Below are 16,167 nucleotides of genomic sequence, written 5' to 3'. Positions count from 1 at the left end.
AAAGGGAGGAAGGGGAATATACTATTCCTTCCTCCTTTGCTTCCCACTCCTCCCTTTCCTCCTTAAATTAAAGTCCTTCGAACTGACGCAGGAAGCGTACATCATTTTCGGTGTACAGGCGAAGGTCATTTACTACATACTTCAGCTGCGTGATGCGTTCTATACCCATTCCGAAGGCAAAACCCGTGTATTCTTCGGGGTCAATACCGCAGTTGGCAATCACCTGCGGATCGACCATGCCCGAACCGGCAATCTCTACCCAACCCGAATGTTTACAGATGTTGCACCCTTTGCCACCGCAGATCTGGCAGGAAATGTCGATCTCGGCACTGGGTTCAGTAAAAGGGAAGTAGGAGGGGCGGAACCGAATCTGTGTCCCCGGCTCAAACATCTCCTTCACGAAATGGTACAGGGTATCTTTCAGGTCTTTGAACCCAACATTTTTATCGATATAAATTCCCTCCACCTGGTGAAACATGCAGTGAGCACGCGCTGAGATCGTTTCATTGCGGTATACCCGACCCGGCATAATTGACCGGATGGGCCGGAAAGCCGTACCTGCATTTTTCTGACGTTCCATCAACCGAATCTGAACGTTCGACGTGTGGGTGCGTAACAGCATGTCCGAAGAACTGCCATCCCCGGCTTTCTCCACAAAAAACGTGTCCTGCATATCGCGGGCCGGATGGTTGTCGGGAAAATTCAGGGCACCAAAGTTGTACCAGTCCGATTCAATTTCGGGGCCGTCTGCTACGTTGAAGCCGATCCGTTCGAAGATCTGAATGATCCGTTGGCGAACCAGGCTCAACGGATGTTGAGTGCCCGTAAGATTTGGTATTGTTGGTAAGGTAAGATCGACGGGTGGGGCACTATTGGCCGCAGACCGTTGATCTTCTATAATCTGTGTAAACGTATCGAAGCGCTCCTGGGCCAGATTCTTCAGGCCATTCAGTTCCTGTCCAACAGCACGTCTGTCGCCCTGTGGCACACTTTTCAGGCCCTCAAATAATTCGGTTATAACCCCTTTCCGGCTAATAAATCTCATCCGGAATTGCTCAAGCTGTTCGGGGGTATTAATGTCGTACTCGTTAATCTCCTGGTATATGTCTTTTACTTTATCCAGCATACACTACATAGTTCACATCTTGCTTCTGCAAAGGTACGTAAATCTGGGGAGAGCCGTAGAGCCTGTCTACACTGTGTTTCGCTTAATCATTCCTTAAGAAAAGGCTTCGTATTTATAATTATGAATTTTAGTATACAAATAGTTAGTTAGAGTTTGTTTATTGAACGGTAAAAATATATTGTCCTTAAGCAAGTTGCGGCAAAGATTGAGATTAATTTAGAGTTATATATACATAGTAGGCTAACTAGGACTGATTGTTGTAACTGTAGTTGGTAGACAAGAGGGTATTTACACCCATTTTTATTCATAAAATGGTAGGTTAAATATCTGATTATCAACCCTCAATCATTAGTACACAATCATCTCATAAGACGACTATGAACGCATTCGCTAACGACTCTCTTTTCGAAACCATGTCCAGACCTTTCCACAATAGTGTGGAAAAAATTGCCGATTCTACATGTTTGCAGAAGCTACTCATTCCGTTTTATGACCGTAAACGAACAGTTTCTGTCGATGAAATTGTTCGCCTAGAGGGTTGTGGCAATTATACCAACTTCTTCCTTAAAGACGGGACCAAAATGCTGGTTTCCCGTACGCTAAAAGAATACGAAACATTGCTCGATGGCCAGGCGTTTGTGCGGGTACACAAATCCTGTATCGTTAACCTGGGCTTTGTTCGTAAGTTCTTCATCAAAAAAGAGGGTGAGCTCGAACTCATTGATGGACAGCAGGTGAAAATCTCCCGTCGTCGTGCGCAGGTGTTCGTTGATCGTATCCGCGACTTTCAACCCGTTGCCGTTAGCTAAAAATGTTGGGTATATGCCCATAAAAAGTAGCAAATAAGCGTAGGGCTCAACTACGTAGTTTTACGCAATAAGTTGGGTAAATTCACCCGTACAGCATTACAATATTAAAGATAATGGCTTGATTAGTAACTGGTTACCCTGTTTGGGTGGCCCTTGCTGATCAAGCCATTTTTTTTCAACCAGCGGCCATAAAGTAGTTTTGTTTCATCAGTCAGCAACTTACACACTGAACCAAAACTATTCTCTACTATGGAAGCCTCAATTTTCCCATCCGCTCAGCCTTTAGCCGTTGTTCCACAATTTCCGACTTCTTATCAGCGGGGTGCTCAACGCATTGCCTTGCCCTATCTGAATCGCACGATTTTCATTTCTGTAGACGATATTTTATGTCTTCAGGGGGAAGGTAATTATACATTTTTGCACACTCGTGATCGGAAACGTTATCTGGTGTCAAAGACATTGAAAGAGTTCGAAAAAACACTCGACGGCTCATTGTTTCTTCGCATTCACAAATCTTACATTGTCAACCTCGCTTACGTTCAGCGCAATATCTTTAACCGTGAACGTCAGGTTCGTCTGGCTGATGGCCGCGAAGTAGCGATCTCCCGTCGGCGCATGAAAGACATCACCCAACGCCTGGCCCAGTACTGGCTCCGGTTGTTGAATTAAGTCAATAAGTCGGTGTAAGTCAGTAAGCGGCTTCGCCTAAGTCAATAAGTCAGTAAGTGGCTGACGCGAAAGCAATCTCTCGCGTCAGCCACTTACTGACTTATTGACTTAGGCGAAGCCGCTTACTGACTTACACCGACTTTCCTGCGTGTTTAAAAGATTTTATAGGCCAGCGTTAGCTGCCATGACTTCAGTCGTTGGCTAAATTTTCCCTGGCTGTCCTGAATCTGGGCAATATCAGAAAGATTTCCCTCGTAGCGAACATCGAGACCAAACGAGCCTATATCCAGACCACCACCCACCTGATAGCCATAGTACGCTTTGGACCAAGCGTCGTTGAGGGTGCCGCTTGTGTACTGACTCAACGCCTGCCCTAACTTCTGATTATCATCGACCCGGAACGAAACAACCGGTCCTGCTACAACCCGGATCGGACCTCCCTTAATACCCAGCAATAGGGGTACATCGAAACTGCTGGTGGTTACGGTGACCATTTCTGTTTGCCCATTCCGGATAACGCTGAACTGACCCGCTCGGGTCGAATACAGCAACTCGGGCTGAATGAATAAATTCCTGCCGAAGCGCATGTAAATACCAAACGATGTTCCCGTTTTACTGTCGAAACTATCACTGATACTGTTTCTGAATGTTTGTCCGTCAATATTTACAGTAGGTGCACCCGTGCCGTTTGTGCCCGTTTTAAGAAACTCACCGAAACTGAGTTTAGAGAGATTAACGCCCCCCTTGACACCGATTTGAAAACCGCCCTGCGCAAACGAAAGCGCTGGCATAATGAGAATTGATGCGAAAAGCAGGATTTTTTTCATGTTTTAGCTGCGTAAATGAATGTATTGGTTGTTAAACGTAAATCGAGCAGAAACGATACGGCGCGTCAACTTATTTTGAGTGAATGGCGTTCTGTTTGTAGTGGCTTATTGGCGGCTATTGATGTCTTTTGGAGCTTTGATAGCATACCTTTCGTTTAGTTTAACGGCATCACAAATTATTTACGCCTGCCTGGCTTACACAGCCTGCTCATCATAAAATGGCCAAATTAAAAACTACCTTTTTTTGTCAGAACTGCGGCAACCAATCTGCCAAATGGATGGGCCGGTGTCCGTCTTGCGGGGAGTGGAATTCGATCGTAGAAGAAGTCGTTCAGAAAGATGAACCCGAGAAAGGGGGCTGGCGAAGCCCGTCTGCCGGTCCCGGAGGAGTCAAGATAGCTGCAAAGCCCAAAGCCCTTCATGCCATTAACTACGAGGAGCAGCCTCGTACGTATACTACCGATGGCGAACTGAACCGGGTGTTGGGTGGTGGCATCGTAGCCGGGTCACTGGTATTGATCGGTGGTGAACCCGGCATCGGGAAATCAACGCTTTTGCTGCAAATCGCCCTGAGTCTGGCGGGTATGCGCGTGCTGTATGTGTCGGGTGAAGAAAGCGAACAGCAAATTAAAATGCGGGCCGAACGACTCGATGCCCCCACCAGCGATTGCCACGTCATGACCGAGACGTCAACCCAGAATATCTTTCGGGTGGTGGAACACTTCGAACCGGAAATCCTGATCATCGACTCGATCCAAACGATGCAGTCGTCGCTGGTTGAGTCAGGAGCAGGGAGTGTGTCGCAGGTGCGTGAATGTGCCGCAGAATTCATGAAGTATGCCAAAGAAAGTGGTGTGCCGGTATTCATGATTGGCCACATCACGAAAGAAGGCTCACTGGCGGGCCCGAAAGTGCTGGAGCATATGGTCGACACGGTGCTGACTTTTGAAGGCGATCGGCACACCACCTATCGTATTTTGCGTACCACCAAAAACCGCTTTGGCAGCACCGACGAACTGGGCATTTACGAGATGCTCGGCTCCGGGCTCCGGCAGGTAACGAACCCGTCCGAAATTCTGATCTCTCAGCGTGATGAAGCACTCAGTGGCGTTACCATCGGGTCCATGCTGGAGGGAAACCGGCCGCTCATGATCGAGAGTCAGGCGCTGGTTAGTGTGGCTACTTACGGAACACCCCAGCGGAGCAGTACGGGTTTTGATGCCAAGCGATTGAATATGCTGCTGGCCGTTCTGGAAAAACGTGGCGGCTTTCGCCTTGGTCAGCAGGATGTATTCCTGAATATTGCCGGTGGCCTTCGGGTTGAAGACCCGGCCATTGATCTGGCCGTTTGTGCTGCCATTGTATCGAGCTACGAAGACATTGCCATACCCCCATCGGTAGCTTTTGCCGCCGAAATTGGACTGGGTGGCGAAGTACGGGCCGTGAGCCGGATTGAGTCACGCATTGCTGAAGCCGAAAAGCTGGGCTTCAAACAGATGTTTATCTCCAAGTACAACTTGAAGGGGCTGGACACCAAAGGTTTCAAAATCAACATAAAGCCCGTGTCCCGTCTGGATGAAGTATTTCAGGGCGTCTTAATGTGATGTGTTTGGTTGTACTTAGAACGTACCTACGGGCCGGGCCGCGTTCGGCTTTAGTCCGTAGGTACGTTCTAAGTACAACACCGTCACCTGAGTCATTTACTGGTTAAAGGGCTTAAACGTTTGGCTTATTCTGTTCGATCAATAAAAAATCAGGCTCTTTTAAATCCATCATTAACCATTCATCGTACCTACAGTTCTATTAGTAAGTGTGTCCAATTACTCAACAAAAAACTGAACAGGTATGAGCTATATAAAAGCTGGTACAGATGCCTTTGGCAACGACATTAAATTATTCTATCAGGACCTGGGCAATGGCAACTCCAGTTCGACGGTGGTGCTCATTCACGGCTGGCCGCTGAGCCACGAAATGTGGGATTATCAACTGGCTGAATTGCCCGCTCATAACCTCCGGGTGGTCGCCTACGATCGGCGGGGTTTTGGTAAGTCTTCTCAACCCTGGGGGGGCTATGATTATGATACCCTCGCCGACGATCTGAAAGCCGTTATGGATGAGTTGGATCTTCAGAATGTAACGCTGGTTGGTTTCTCGATGGGCGGGGGCGAAGTAGCCCGGTACATGAGTCGCCATGGCGGTGCACGAGTATCAAAAGTTGCTTTTGTTAGTGCTGTAACGCCTTATCTACTCAAAACGGACGATAACCCCGATGGCGTTGACAAGGAAGTTTTTGACGAAATCACCGAGAACCTTCAGAAAGACCGGGCCGCTTTTTTGCAAACGTTTGGCAAACAGTTCTATGGGGTCAACCTGATCAGCCATCCGGTAAGCCAGGCTCACCTCGACGGCGATTTTGCCCGCGCGTATGTAGCCTCGCACAGAGCCACGCTCGATTGTGCCAAGGCGTTTGCCGAAACGGATTTCAGAGATGACTTAGCCCAGATTCATGTTCCGGCGCTGATTATTCACGGGGATGCCGATAAGACCGTACCCCTTGAAGCATCCGGCGAGCGTACCGCCAACGCGTTACCCAACGCGCAGTATCTTGTGTATGAAGGAGCTCCTCACGGCTTGTTCATGACCGAGAAAGATCGACTAACTGAGGACTTGCTTTCGTTTATTAATGAAGGGGTAACTGTTCGGGAGTCGGTCGGTACAACCACTTTGTATTAAAGCGTAATTAATACATTAGATTCCTTACTGTTGGAATGGCCCGCTCTTTAGTTGAAGCGGGCCATTTTTCATTTATAACTGCTTGTAGGTTTTGACATAAGCCGACGGGGTTTGACCGGTGATATCCTTAAACTGCCGGTTGAAGTTGGATAAGGTTCGAAAACCACTTTCAAAGCTGATCTGAGTAATGTTCAGCTTTCCGTCCATCAGCAGTTTACAGGCATGCCCAATCCGGACTTCGGAGACAAATTCAGAGAATGTTTTATTGGCGCGCGTTTTAAAATACCGGCAAAAAGCAGGCGATGTCATACCGGCCAGATCGGCGATCGTGTCCAGGCTCAGATCATCAGGAAAATGGCCCAGCACATAATCATGCACCAGCTGCATACGGTCGGTTTCGGTTGGTTTTACGGTATTGGTGTAGCCGGGGCTTGTCAAATACCGAAAATCCGTAGCGCGGGAAAGATCATTTAGCAGGGTCAGCAGCCTGATAACACGGTCGAAGCCAATTGACTGCTTGTTTAATTCTTTAAGTCCGGCTTCAGCATGGCTTCGGGTGCTTCCGGTCCATTCAAGACCTTGCCGGGCCTGATCGAGCAACTGCCGCAGATGAGCCATTTCCTGTTTTTCAAAGAAATCATTCCCCAGAAAATTCTCGGTAAAGTAAACGACAATACCGCGCGTTTTCAGGGTTGACTGCCGGTCGAAAAATATCTGATCACTGCGCCAAAGGTGGGGCAGGTTAGGTCCCAGAAACACAAGGTCGCCGGGGCCAAAGGGCTTGATCGAATCACCAATAAACCGGGTGCCCGTACCTTCTTCAACAAGAAACAACTGGTATTGGGGGTGAAAGTGCCAGTTAGGGTCGAAGTGAGACTCCACCAGTTCTTTAACGATGAATGAAGCCGCAACAGGTTCGAGGTCTTTGCGTAGAGGCTGTTTCATCTATTAGCTGATTTTTAACGCAAATATCGGGTAAAATTTCTATTATATGTGAAAATAGAGTTGATATTCGCCAATTAAAGCTACACTACGAATTTAGCCACTATTTATATTTGTTTAATATTTAAGGAACAAATATGAATAAGGTAGGAATGAATATGTTCGTCTGGACCATGTCCATGGACGAAGATCTGGTCGATACGTTCGAGTTTCTGAAAATTAGTGGCTTTGATTTTGTTGAAGTTCCCATTAACGATTCGGGTGAGAGTCCGGAAAGTTTAGCCAAGTGGAAACGAATTGGTGAGCAGCTTCGCGCGCTTGGATTGGGTGTACAGACCTGTACGATATGCGGTCCTGAATATAGCCTCATCAGCCCGGATGAAACCGTACGCCGGTCGAGTGTTGAGTACCTGAAACACGTGGTCGATTGCTCAGAGGCCGTTGGCTCCTCTATATTGATGGGCCCGGTTTATGCCGGTTTCAAGACGTTCACCGGTAAACCCGCCACGGCCGACGAATGGAACTGGTCCGTAGCAGGTATGCGGGAAGTGGCTGAATACGCGCAAACGAAGGGCGTAACGCTGGCCATTGAATATCTGAACCGTTTCGAAATCTATTTGCTTACCTGCACCGATGACGTTATCCGGTATGTAGAAGCTGTTAATCACCCCAACTGCCGGGTTGCCTTCGATACCTTCCATGCTAATATGGAGGAGAAAAACATCGGCGACGCCTTACGTAAATGTGCTCCCTATCTGGTACATGTCCAGATATCGGAAAACGACCGATCAACCCCCGGGAAAGGGCATATCAATTTCGACGAAGTATTCAACGCCTTAAAGGAGGTCAATTATGAAGGCCCCATAGCTATTGAAGCGTTTGGCCCGAACCCACCCGAACTGGCATCGGCCACCCATATTTTCCGACCCATGTTCGAGTCTCCGGAGCAGTTAGCTGTCGACGGTCTTGCATTTATTAAATCAATGAGCAACAGCGTAAAGGAGCGGAAGAGTGAACTGTTCGCTTCTTAGTACTGCTTCTGTCAGGTAATCAGATTTTACGTTCGCTCTTTCACTTATTTTCTCTTTTCGCTTTTTAACTTACCAATGAAACTAAATATCGCCATTGTCGGCCTTGGATTTGGGGCTGAATTCATTCCAATCTACCAGCGGCATCCAAACACGAACATGTATGCCATTTGCCAGCGTAATGTTGAGAAACTAAACGAAATTGGAGATGCCTATGGAATTGAAAAACGCTACAGTAATTACGACGAACTATTGGCCGATCCGGATGTTGACGCGGTACACATCAACTCGCCCATTCCGAACCACGCCGAACAGAGCCTGAAAGCCCTGCGGGCCGGTAAGCACGTGGCCTGTACAGTACCCATGGCTACAACCGTGGAGGAGTGTATGGAAATCGTAAAAGCCTGTAAGGAATCGGGGAAGAAATACATGATGATGGAGACCGTGGTTTACAGCCGCGAGTTTCTGTTTGTGAAAGAGCTGTACGAAACCGGCGAGCTGGGCAAGGTTCAGTTTCTGAAAGCCAGTCACCAGCAGGACATGGATGGCTGGCCGGACTACTGGCCGGGTTTGCCGCCTATGCACTACGCCACGCACTGTGTGGGGCCGGTGGCGGGTCTGCTCAAGCTGGAAGCTGATTACGTGTCGTGTTTCGGGTCGGGTACTATCCGTGAGGAACTGGCCAAGATTCACAATTCGCCGTTTGCGGTCGAGTCTGCGCACATTAAATTTAAGGATAGCGATTTATCGGCATACGTCTATCGGTCGTTATTTGATGTAGCTCGTCAATACCGTGAAAGCTTTGAAGTGTATGGCGATAAGAAATCGTTTGAATGGCAGTTGATTGAGGACGAACAACCGGTCATTCACACGGCTAAAAAGCCAGAACCGGAGATTCCCGAAAAGGTGACGGTGCCTGATTATGCCAAGCTTCTGCCTGCCGAAATTGCTGGCTTCACGACCAAAGGGGTGTATGATGCCGATGAGCAGCAGCACCTTTCGTTCACGCAGGGCGGAGGGCATGGCGGCTCACACCCGCATATGGTCCATGAGTTCGTATCGGCGGTTATTGAAGACCGTGAGCCGTTCCCCAATGCCGCCCAGTCGGCAAACTGGACGAGCGTGGGTATTCTGGCCCATGAATCGGCTTTGCAAGGTGGGAAATTGATAAAATTACCTGATTTCAATGTATAGTACCGACTCTTGTGGTCGGCTATAAAAAAGCTATGAAAAAAATACTCACAGCAATTGGCGTAATCGTGGCGCTTGCCCAATGTGCGCGCCAGTCGGCGACCCAAACGACCAGCCGACAGGAGCCGGTAAAGGCGCGCCGGACCGAAATCCTGTTTTTGGGCGATAACGGCCACCATCGGCCCATCGAACGGGTGCCTCAACTGATGGCTGCCCTGGGTAGCAAAGGCATCAATATCACCTACACCGACAAACTGGAAGATCTCAACGCCGAGAATCTGAATAAGTATGACGGGCTGTTGATTTTTGCGAACTGGGATAGCATCGGGAAACCACAGGAAAAAGCACTGCTGGATTATGTTTCGTCGGGTAAAGGACTGATTCCGGTTCACTGTGCATCGTACTGCTTCCGCAATTCGTCGGAGTACGTCGACAAGGTGGTTGGTGGTCAGTTCTGGCGGCATAAGATGGATACCATCCAGACGCACTTCACGCAGCCGAACAACCCAATCGTGGCGGGTTTACCTTCGTTCAAAGCGTTTGATGAAACGTATCTGCACAGCCATTTACAGGCCGACAACAACGTACTGGCCGTTCGCGACATTAAAGCGGATCAGGCAGCCGATAAGCCCGGCGTAAAAGAAGAGCCTTACACCTGGACCCGCCAATACGGGAAAGGGCGCGTGTTCTATACCGCTTATGGTCATGACGAACGGACCTGGAGCCAGCCTGGTTTTCAGCAGTTGCTGGAGCGGGGTATTTTATGGGCCGTGGGCGACGACGTAAAAAAACAGCATGACGATCTGAAGCCACAGCCATTTGCGTATAATGAAGCACAGTTGCCGAACTACGAAAAACGGCCTGGCCCACAGTTACAGCAAAAACCACTCTCGCCCGAAGAGTCGATGAAGCACCTTCAGGTGCCGGTAGATTTCACCCTCGATCTGTTCGCGCACGAACCAAACGTAATGCACCCCATTGCCATTGCCTGGGATGAACGCGGACGGTTATATGCTCTGGTCACGAAAGATTACCCGAACGAGCGCAAGCCTGAGGGTGGATCGGATTACATCGTCATTTGTGAAGACACCGACAAGGATGGCAAGGCCGACAAGTTTACCAATTTTGCCGAAGGACTGAGTATCCCTACCGGCATGGCGTTTGGTAATGGCGGTCTTTATGTATCGCAGGCTCCACACATGCTGTTTTTGCAGGATACCAACGGCGATGATAAAGCCGATGTCAAGAAAATTGTCTTTACCGGTTTTGGTACCTACGACACCCATGCCGGACCAAGCAACCTGCATTATGGATTCGATAACTGGATTTGGGGCAGCGTTGGGTACTCGGGTTTCAAAGGCAAAGTGGGTGCCGACAGTGTGAAGTTTTCGCAGGGATTTTTCCGGTTCAAACCCGATGGCTCCAAACTCGAATACGTCACGGGCACGTCGAACAACACCTGGGGACTGGGCTTTACGGAAACGGGCGATATTTTTGGTTCGACGGCCAACAATTCACACGGCTGGTACATGGCCATCCCGAATCGGTATTATCATGGTGCCCCCCATATTCGGGAAAATGGCAGCCGGAGCATCGACACGCATAAGGACATGAAGCCCATTACTGAAAAGGTGCGTCAGGTCGACGTGTTTGGTGGCTTCACCGCAGCCGCCGGGCATAATTTTTATACCGCCCGCGCCTTTCCAAAGAAATACTGGAACAACATTGCCTTCGTATCCGAGCCAACGGGCCATATTCTCCATCAGAACGTGATGCAGAAAGTGGGTACCAACTATGAAGATGCAGAAGGCTTCAACCTGGTAGCCGGTGCCGATGAGTGGTTTGCGCCTGTTTTTGCCGAAGTAGGACCCGATGGTGCCGTTTGGGTGGTAGACTGGTACAGCTTTATCATTCAGCACAACCCAACTCCTAAAGGGGCCTCGAACGGATCGGGTAACGCTTACGAAACGCCGTTGCGCGACTTCACCCACGGCCGTATCTACCGGGTTGGGTACAAAAATGCACCAGCTTATGCGGCTATGACGCTTAGCAAAGACCGCCCGGCTGAGTTGATTGCGGCTCTGAAAAATACCAACATGTTCTGGCGTATGACCGCTCAGCGGTTGTTGATCGAGCGCAATAATAAAGATGTTGTGCCGCAACTGATCGCGTTGGTGAACGACAAATCCGTCGACGAGATTGGTAATAATCCGGCGGCTATTCATGCCCTCTGGATATTGCAGGGACTGGGTGCAATGGATGGCTCAAATAATGATGTGATGGCCGCTGCTGGTCAGGCGCTCAAACATTTGGCGTCTGCCGTTCGCAAAACGGCTGTTCAGGTTATGCCCGGTAGTAAAGACGTGGCCACTACCCTGTTAGGTGCTAACATGCTAAATGATCAGGAGCCGCTTGTGGTGCTGAATACGCTGCTCAAACTGACCGAAGTGCCGCAGAGTCAGGCGGTACAGCAGGCCATTCTGGCCCGGCTTGATAAAGCCACGACAACCCCGAATGGCGAGGTTAATGACCGCTGGCTGCCCGAAGCATTTGCCTGTGCATTGACCGGCCAGGATGGACAATTACTGAAAACGTACCTGAAACAGGTAGCGAAAAATAGCCCGTCGCAGTCCGTACCAGCCCACGACATGAGTAGCCATACCGATAAAGGACATGGCCCCAGTGCGCCAACGGCTTCCAAAGCTATGACCACAACGGGTAACCAGCCAGATTTGATGGTAGCGGCCGTTCGGACAACACCTGAGTCGCCATCGGTTCGGGAAGGAACCCGAATTTTCGTTGATGTCATCAATGCGGGTGGCGTAGCGATTCCCGAAGGTGTCCCTATCCCGATGACTGTTCGTATCGAAGGGCCAAAAGGAGAAAAGGAAGGCGCTAAAATTAACTACGTCAGTGTTACCCATACCAGCGGCATTAAACCCGGCGAAACGGTAACGATCAGTAAGTCGAACAACGGTCCCTGGGTAGGCGACATGGGTGTGACGTTTGAGCGGGCTGGCGAGTATTCAATCTCGGTCATGCTGGATCGGGAGAACACTATTGCCGAAAGCAACGAGCAGAATAACAATGCTACGCACACCTTAACCTACCGGGCACCACAAAGCCTGAGTGCGTTTGCCATTGAGCGCGCTGCCCGCAGTTATGCCTCGGTAGCGCCGGTTGATTCGGTCGTTGCCTTGTTGCGGCAGAGTGCCAAACTAAGCCGTGCCGAAGGTGATGCTATTGTGAAGGGCGTATCGGAAGGCTGGAACATGAAGCAGCCCGCGCAGATTCGTGATGCCGACAAATCATTCCTGGCTAGCCTGAATGGCATGGTATCGACCGATAACCGGGAGCGTCTGGGCCGTCTTTACGAAGTCTGGGGCCTGACAAAGAGCGAACCGGTAGATCCTAATGTGGAAGTGATTCGGATGAAGACGGTACGCGAAGAAATGCGTTACGACAAAAAAGAGTTTACCGTAACGGCGGGCAAGCAAATCGAGATCGTTCTGGAGAACCCCGATGCTATGCAGCACAACCTCGTGATTGGCAAACCCAAGAGCATGGAAATTATCGGGGCCGCTGCCGATAAGCTGATTACGGCAAAGGATGGCGCTGACAGAAACTATGTGCCGAGTATTCCGCAGATTATTGTAGCTACCCCGTTGGTCAACCCCGATCAAACGTACCGGCTCAAGTTTACGGCTCCGGCCACGCCCGGTGACTACCCATTCGTTTGTACATTCCCTGGTCACTGGCGGATCATGAATGGCGTGATGAGGGTGACAAAGTCGAGTGTTGGCATGAACGCCAAATAAAACACGTCAGGTATAAAGTAAAACGCCAGCTGCATGTTTTGTAGCTGGCGTTTTACTTTATAGGGCTCGCGACTAAAGTATCCGTGGTTACTCTGAAGAGTCAACAGCTTCCCGGAGACTTTGTAACTAAATCAGAAAATGGTCTTTCTAGGGGATAGATCGTTGTTGGACGATTTTAAAATAGACGGTGGAGGGACCTGAATAATAAATTCACTTCCTTTTCCCTGCTCGCTCTTTACCCAGATTGTCCAGTTGTGCGATTGAATAATTCGTTGGACATAACTTAAGCCTAGTCCGAAGCCTTTCACGCTCGGCTGATCGCGGTCATGAACACGAAAAAAAGGCTGAAAGATCTGTGATATTAATTTCGGGGAAATGCCGACACCCTTGTCGCGAACGGCAATGGTCAGACCGTCGGACGTTGTGGTGGTCTGGATGGTTATCTCCGGCTCTTCGGGACTGTATTTTATAGCATTGTCCAGCAGATTGTAGAGGACATTGGTTAAATGCAATCGATCCGCGAGGATGTGTGGATTTGTATTCGGTAACTGTAAAACCAGATAATCGCCATGACGTTCGGCAATTGAGCGCAGAAGTTCATGCAGCCCAATGGGTTCAGGATTAAGCGTCAGGGTATTCCGATCAGCGCGGGCCAGGGTCAACATGGTTTCAACCTGCTGTTGTAACCGCTCTGTTTCCTCCCGAATTATGCGAACGTACTTTTCCGTACGTTCGGGCTGGTTCTTTGCAATAGGCGAATCCAGTATATCAGCCGCCATACGAATGGCCGTAATGGGTGTCTGGAATTCGTGCACAATTGAATGAAGGACTTCTGTTTGAACAACTGACCGTTGCCGCCGACGAAGTAGCCACCATACGCCATATCCGGCAAGGACCTGTAATACCAGTGCCAGACCAAACAGGACTATCCACTGGATGGATGGGCTGATAAGGGAGTCTGATTCTGATAACGAATACCAGCTTCCATATAACAGAGCCGCTAAACTGGCGAATGAAAGCAATAAGACTGAAAAAGGGACGGCAGTGGAACGGTAACGGTGCAGCATAACGCCGTCTGTTAAGAATGAATCGTCAGTTACGGTTTGGATGTAAAGAGGTAACCTCTGTCGTGAACATACTAGACGAGGTCTTCTTATAAATGTCACACTAAAATCTCTATAAAAACAATAGGCTACAATAAAAATACCCGCTTTGGGCGGGTATTTTTATGATACTATGAGAAGCTAACTCAACTAGGCATTCTCAGCAGTTGTTTCAGCTGGTACTGGTGCGCTGGTAGTTGCTTTCGTAGAGGCAGGTCGGGCGTTGGTTTTTGGCGCTGCCGGTTTAGCCGCCGGGGCTGGTTTGCGGGCAGGTGGGGTAGGCTTTGGTGGTGCTACCGTGTCAACGGCTTCCGCTACTAAGGCACTGGCTTTCTTAGCCGTACGTTTCGCATTTTTCTCGGTCTTCTCCGCGTTTTTCTTTGCTTTAGCGGCTTCTTTCTTTAACTTTTTCTCCGATGACTTGACGGGCTTGTTTTCTTTCTTCTCCGTCTTTTGCATCAGCTTGGTAAGCTTCTTGGCCAGTTTTTCCGCCGATTTCTCGATGGATTTCTTTATCTTTTTACTGGCCTTACTCGCTTCGTCAAGCTTGGTCTCAATAGTACTGGCAATATCGGCTGCCAGTGATTTTTGTTTTGTTTTTGTGGTCTTGTTCGCCATGGGGGAGTTTGTATAAAAAAAAATCTACAAAGGAATACGAAATTTTTGTGAGAATCTAAAGGGCAATGTTAAGTTTTTGTTATTTCTTCTGTAGAAAATCCCAGCAAATAATGCCGGCTGTAACCGCAATATTAAGCGAGTGCTTAGTGCCAAACTGTGGGATTTCAAGAACCAGATCGGCCAGCTGAACAACTTCGTCACGCACGCCGATTACCTCATTACCCAACACGAATGCATACGGTTTGTTTAGTTCGGGCCTAAATTCTGCCAGCGATGTACTGCCATCGGCCTGTTCTATGGCGGCAACGATCCAGCCGTCGGCTTGTAGTTGCTTTACTAAGGTCACCACATCGGCTATGTGCTCCCACTCAACAGATTCGGTAGCGCCAAGGGCAGTCTTCGTAATATCACGATGGGGCGGCTGGCCTGTAATACCACATAAATAAAGTTTTTCTGCCCGAAAAGCATCAGCCGTTCGGAATACGGATCCAACGTTGTTCAGACTTCTGATGTCGTCTAAGATCAGGCAATAGGCAAATTTTTCGGCCTCTTTAAAGTCAGCAACCGAAAGCCGGTTGAGTTCATCGAGGGTAATTTTACGAGGGGGCATCTGAGTTGTAGTAAATCGTTATGGAAAAGCGCCACCGTTACGCTTCGGTTTATTCTTATATCCAGGAAATGCCCAAAGGTCGTTTACAGATGGGATTTTTCAGCGGGTTGATCAAGATGCTTCTGCAGGAGTTGCTTGATGGCGTTCAACGTATCGCGCACTTCGGTTAAAAGAGCCGCATCTGACGTAACCGAATGATCGGGTTGAGTGGTCATTAAGGTTTGTCGCTGCTCAATGATATGTGTCCGAAAGGACTGCGCGTCAATAATGCCTATCAACTCCATGTCATTCGCCTGACGCTGACTTTGCCCGGCTGTCTCGAATTTGAGGATACAAAGGTCAAAATAGCGTAATACCGGTCCGGCCACAAAAGTAACATCCTGTATGTTTTCGAGTGGAATCGTTTTTTCGACCTGGATCAGAATGCCTTTTTTAAAGCGTAGCGAGCGCTCAGAAAGTTCACATTCTAAATTGTTGAAATAATGTTGACTCCACCATTGGCCAACACCCAGAAACCAGAATGGAAGCAGCAAAATACCGATAACGGAGATGAACAGAAAGAAGGCAACATACCACCGCAAATACGTTCGAATGATTGGATTGAAGCTTGCTTTTAAGGGAAAAACCGGTTCAGTTGGGCTCACCAGCAGGGGCAATTTTATTTGAGAGTTAAGCCTGTAATAAGGCAAAAAA

At 48.9% G+C, this 16,167-nt stretch carries 14 protein-coding genes; 7 read left to right on the top strand and 7 right to left on the bottom strand.

Annotated elements, in window-relative coordinates; all coding sequences use genetic code 11:
- Positions 1–67 precede the first annotated feature (67 nt).
- Positions 68–1,126, bottom strand: coding sequence for a phenylalanine--tRNA ligase subunit alpha (gene pheS, locus ACYVK4_RS21265; protein ID WP_461129534.1), 1,059 nt, complete (start codon positions 1,124–1,126; stop codon positions 68–70).
- Between the two features lie 377 nt (positions 1,127–1,503).
- Between pheS and ACYVK4_RS21260 the strand changes: the two genes are divergently transcribed.
- Both ACYVK4_RS21260 and ACYVK4_RS21255 read left to right on the top strand, forming a co-directional pair.
- Positions 1,504–1,935 (top strand): LytR/AlgR family response regulator transcription factor, encoded by a 432-nt coding sequence (locus tag ACYVK4_RS21260; RefSeq protein WP_461129533.1) that lies wholly within the window; start codon positions 1,504–1,506, stop codon positions 1,933–1,935.
- A 249-nt stretch (positions 1,936–2,184) separates the two neighbouring features.
- Positions 2,185–2,604 carry a LytR/AlgR family response regulator transcription factor gene (locus tag ACYVK4_RS21255; RefSeq protein WP_461129532.1) on the top strand — a complete coding sequence of 140 codons (420 nt, stop codon included), beginning with the start codon at positions 2,185–2,187 and terminating at the stop codon, positions 2,602–2,604.
- Positions 2,605–2,756: 152 nt separating this feature from the next.
- On the opposite strand, the gene ACYVK4_RS21250 is transcribed toward ACYVK4_RS21255, so the two are convergent.
- Positions 2,757–3,431, bottom strand: a complete 675-nt coding sequence (locus tag ACYVK4_RS21250; protein ID WP_461129531.1) for a porin family protein — start codon at positions 3,429–3,431, stop codon at positions 2,757–2,759.
- A gap of 218 nt (positions 3,432–3,649) precedes the next feature.
- On the opposite strand from ACYVK4_RS21250, the gene radA reads away from it, so the two are divergent.
- Together radA and ACYVK4_RS21240 are read left to right on the top strand one after the other, a co-directional pair.
- On the top strand, positions 3,650–5,035 hold the full coding sequence (gene radA / locus ACYVK4_RS21245; RefSeq protein ID WP_461129530.1) for a DNA repair protein RadA: 1,386 nt from the start codon (positions 3,650–3,652) through the stop codon (positions 5,033–5,035).
- A 241-nt stretch (positions 5,036–5,276) separates the two neighbouring features.
- Positions 5,277–6,164, top strand: a complete 888-nt coding sequence (locus ACYVK4_RS21240) for an alpha/beta fold hydrolase (RefSeq protein ID WP_461129529.1) — start codon at positions 5,277–5,279, stop codon at positions 6,162–6,164.
- A 72-nt stretch (positions 6,165–6,236) separates the two neighbouring features.
- On the opposite strand, the gene ACYVK4_RS21235 is transcribed toward ACYVK4_RS21240, so the two are convergent.
- Positions 6,237–7,109 carry an AraC family transcriptional regulator gene (locus ACYVK4_RS21235; protein WP_461129528.1) on the bottom strand — a complete coding sequence of 291 codons (873 nt, stop codon included), beginning with the start codon at positions 7,107–7,109 and terminating at the stop codon, positions 6,237–6,239.
- 134 nt (positions 7,110–7,243) lie between these two features.
- Here ACYVK4_RS21235 and ACYVK4_RS21230 point away from each other — a divergent pair, with 134 nt between their 5' ends.
- From ACYVK4_RS21230 to ACYVK4_RS21220, 3 genes are all read left to right on the top strand, one after another.
- Positions 7,244–8,137, top strand: a complete 894-nt coding sequence (locus ACYVK4_RS21230; protein WP_461129527.1) for a sugar phosphate isomerase/epimerase family protein — start codon at positions 7,244–7,246, stop codon at positions 8,135–8,137.
- 75 nt (positions 8,138–8,212) lie between these two features.
- Positions 8,213–9,328, top strand: a complete 1,116-nt coding sequence (locus ACYVK4_RS21225; protein WP_461129526.1) for a Gfo/Idh/MocA family protein — start codon at positions 8,213–8,215, stop codon at positions 9,326–9,328.
- A 32-nt stretch (positions 9,329–9,360) separates the two neighbouring features.
- Complete coding sequence (locus ACYVK4_RS21220) at positions 9,361–13,143, top strand: PVC-type heme-binding CxxCH protein (RefSeq protein ID WP_461129525.1); 3,783 nt, start codon at positions 9,361–9,363, stop codon at positions 13,141–13,143.
- A 131-nt stretch (positions 13,144–13,274) separates the two neighbouring features.
- Here ACYVK4_RS21220 and ACYVK4_RS21215 read toward each other — a convergent pair whose 3' ends face one another.
- From ACYVK4_RS21215 to ACYVK4_RS21200, 4 genes are all read right to left on the bottom strand, one after another.
- The gene (locus ACYVK4_RS21215) at positions 13,275–14,210 is read right to left on the bottom strand and encodes a sensor histidine kinase (RefSeq protein ID WP_461129524.1); all 936 of its coding nucleotides are present in this window, start codon (positions 14,208–14,210) and stop codon (positions 13,275–13,277) included.
- Between the two features lie 186 nt (positions 14,211–14,396).
- The gene (locus tag ACYVK4_RS21210; RefSeq protein WP_461129523.1) at positions 14,397–14,864 is read right to left on the bottom strand and encodes a hypothetical protein; all 468 of its coding nucleotides are present in this window, start codon (positions 14,862–14,864) and stop codon (positions 14,397–14,399) included.
- Positions 14,865–14,943: 79 nt separating this feature from the next.
- A complete protein-coding gene (locus ACYVK4_RS21205) occupies positions 14,944–15,474 on the bottom strand; it encodes an RNA methyltransferase (protein WP_461129522.1) in 531 nt (176 codons plus the stop codon).
- A gap of 83 nt (positions 15,475–15,557) precedes the next feature.
- On the bottom strand, positions 15,558–16,118 hold the full coding sequence (locus ACYVK4_RS21200) for a PH domain-containing protein (RefSeq protein WP_461129521.1): 561 nt from the start codon (positions 16,116–16,118) through the stop codon (positions 15,558–15,560).
- Between the last annotated feature and the right edge of the window lie 49 nt (positions 16,119–16,167).

Source organism: Spirosoma aerophilum (assembly GCF_054782495.1).
This window is presented reverse-complemented; position numbering and strand designations above follow the sequence as displayed.

Coding starts and splice junctions, on each gene's coding strand:
- pheS (WP_461129534.1), bottom strand. CDS start 1,126: ATGCTGGATAAAGTAAAAGACATATACCAGGAGATTAACGAGTACGAC.
- ACYVK4_RS21260 (WP_461129533.1), top strand. CDS start 1,504: ATGAACGCATTCGCTAACGACTCTCTTTTCGAAACCATGTCCAGACCT.
- ACYVK4_RS21255 (WP_461129532.1), top strand. CDS start 2,185: ATGGAAGCCTCAATTTTCCCATCCGCTCAGCCTTTAGCCGTTGTTCCA.
- ACYVK4_RS21250 (WP_461129531.1), bottom strand. CDS start 3,431: ATGAAAAAAATCCTGCTTTTCGCATCAATTCTCATTATGCCAGCGCTT.
- radA (WP_461129530.1), top strand. CDS start 3,650: ATGGCCAAATTAAAAACTACCTTTTTTTGTCAGAACTGCGGCAACCAA.
- ACYVK4_RS21240 (WP_461129529.1), top strand. CDS start 5,277: ATGAGCTATATAAAAGCTGGTACAGATGCCTTTGGCAACGACATTAAA.
- ACYVK4_RS21235 (WP_461129528.1), bottom strand. CDS start 7,109: ATGAAACAGCCTCTACGCAAAGACCTCGAACCTGTTGCGGCTTCATTC.
- ACYVK4_RS21230 (WP_461129527.1), top strand. CDS start 7,244: ATGAATAAGGTAGGAATGAATATGTTCGTCTGGACCATGTCCATGGAC.
- ACYVK4_RS21225 (WP_461129526.1), top strand. CDS start 8,213: ATGAAACTAAATATCGCCATTGTCGGCCTTGGATTTGGGGCTGAATTC.
- ACYVK4_RS21220 (WP_461129525.1), top strand. CDS start 9,361: ATGAAAAAAATACTCACAGCAATTGGCGTAATCGTGGCGCTTGCCCAA.
- ACYVK4_RS21215 (WP_461129524.1), bottom strand. CDS start 14,210: ATGCTGCACCGTTACCGTTCCACTGCCGTCCCTTTTTCAGTCTTATTG.
- ACYVK4_RS21210 (WP_461129523.1), bottom strand. CDS start 14,864: ATGGCGAACAAGACCACAAAAACAAAACAAAAATCACTGGCAGCCGAT.
- ACYVK4_RS21205 (WP_461129522.1), bottom strand. CDS start 15,474: ATGCCCCCTCGTAAAATTACCCTCGATGAACTCAACCGGCTTTCGGTT.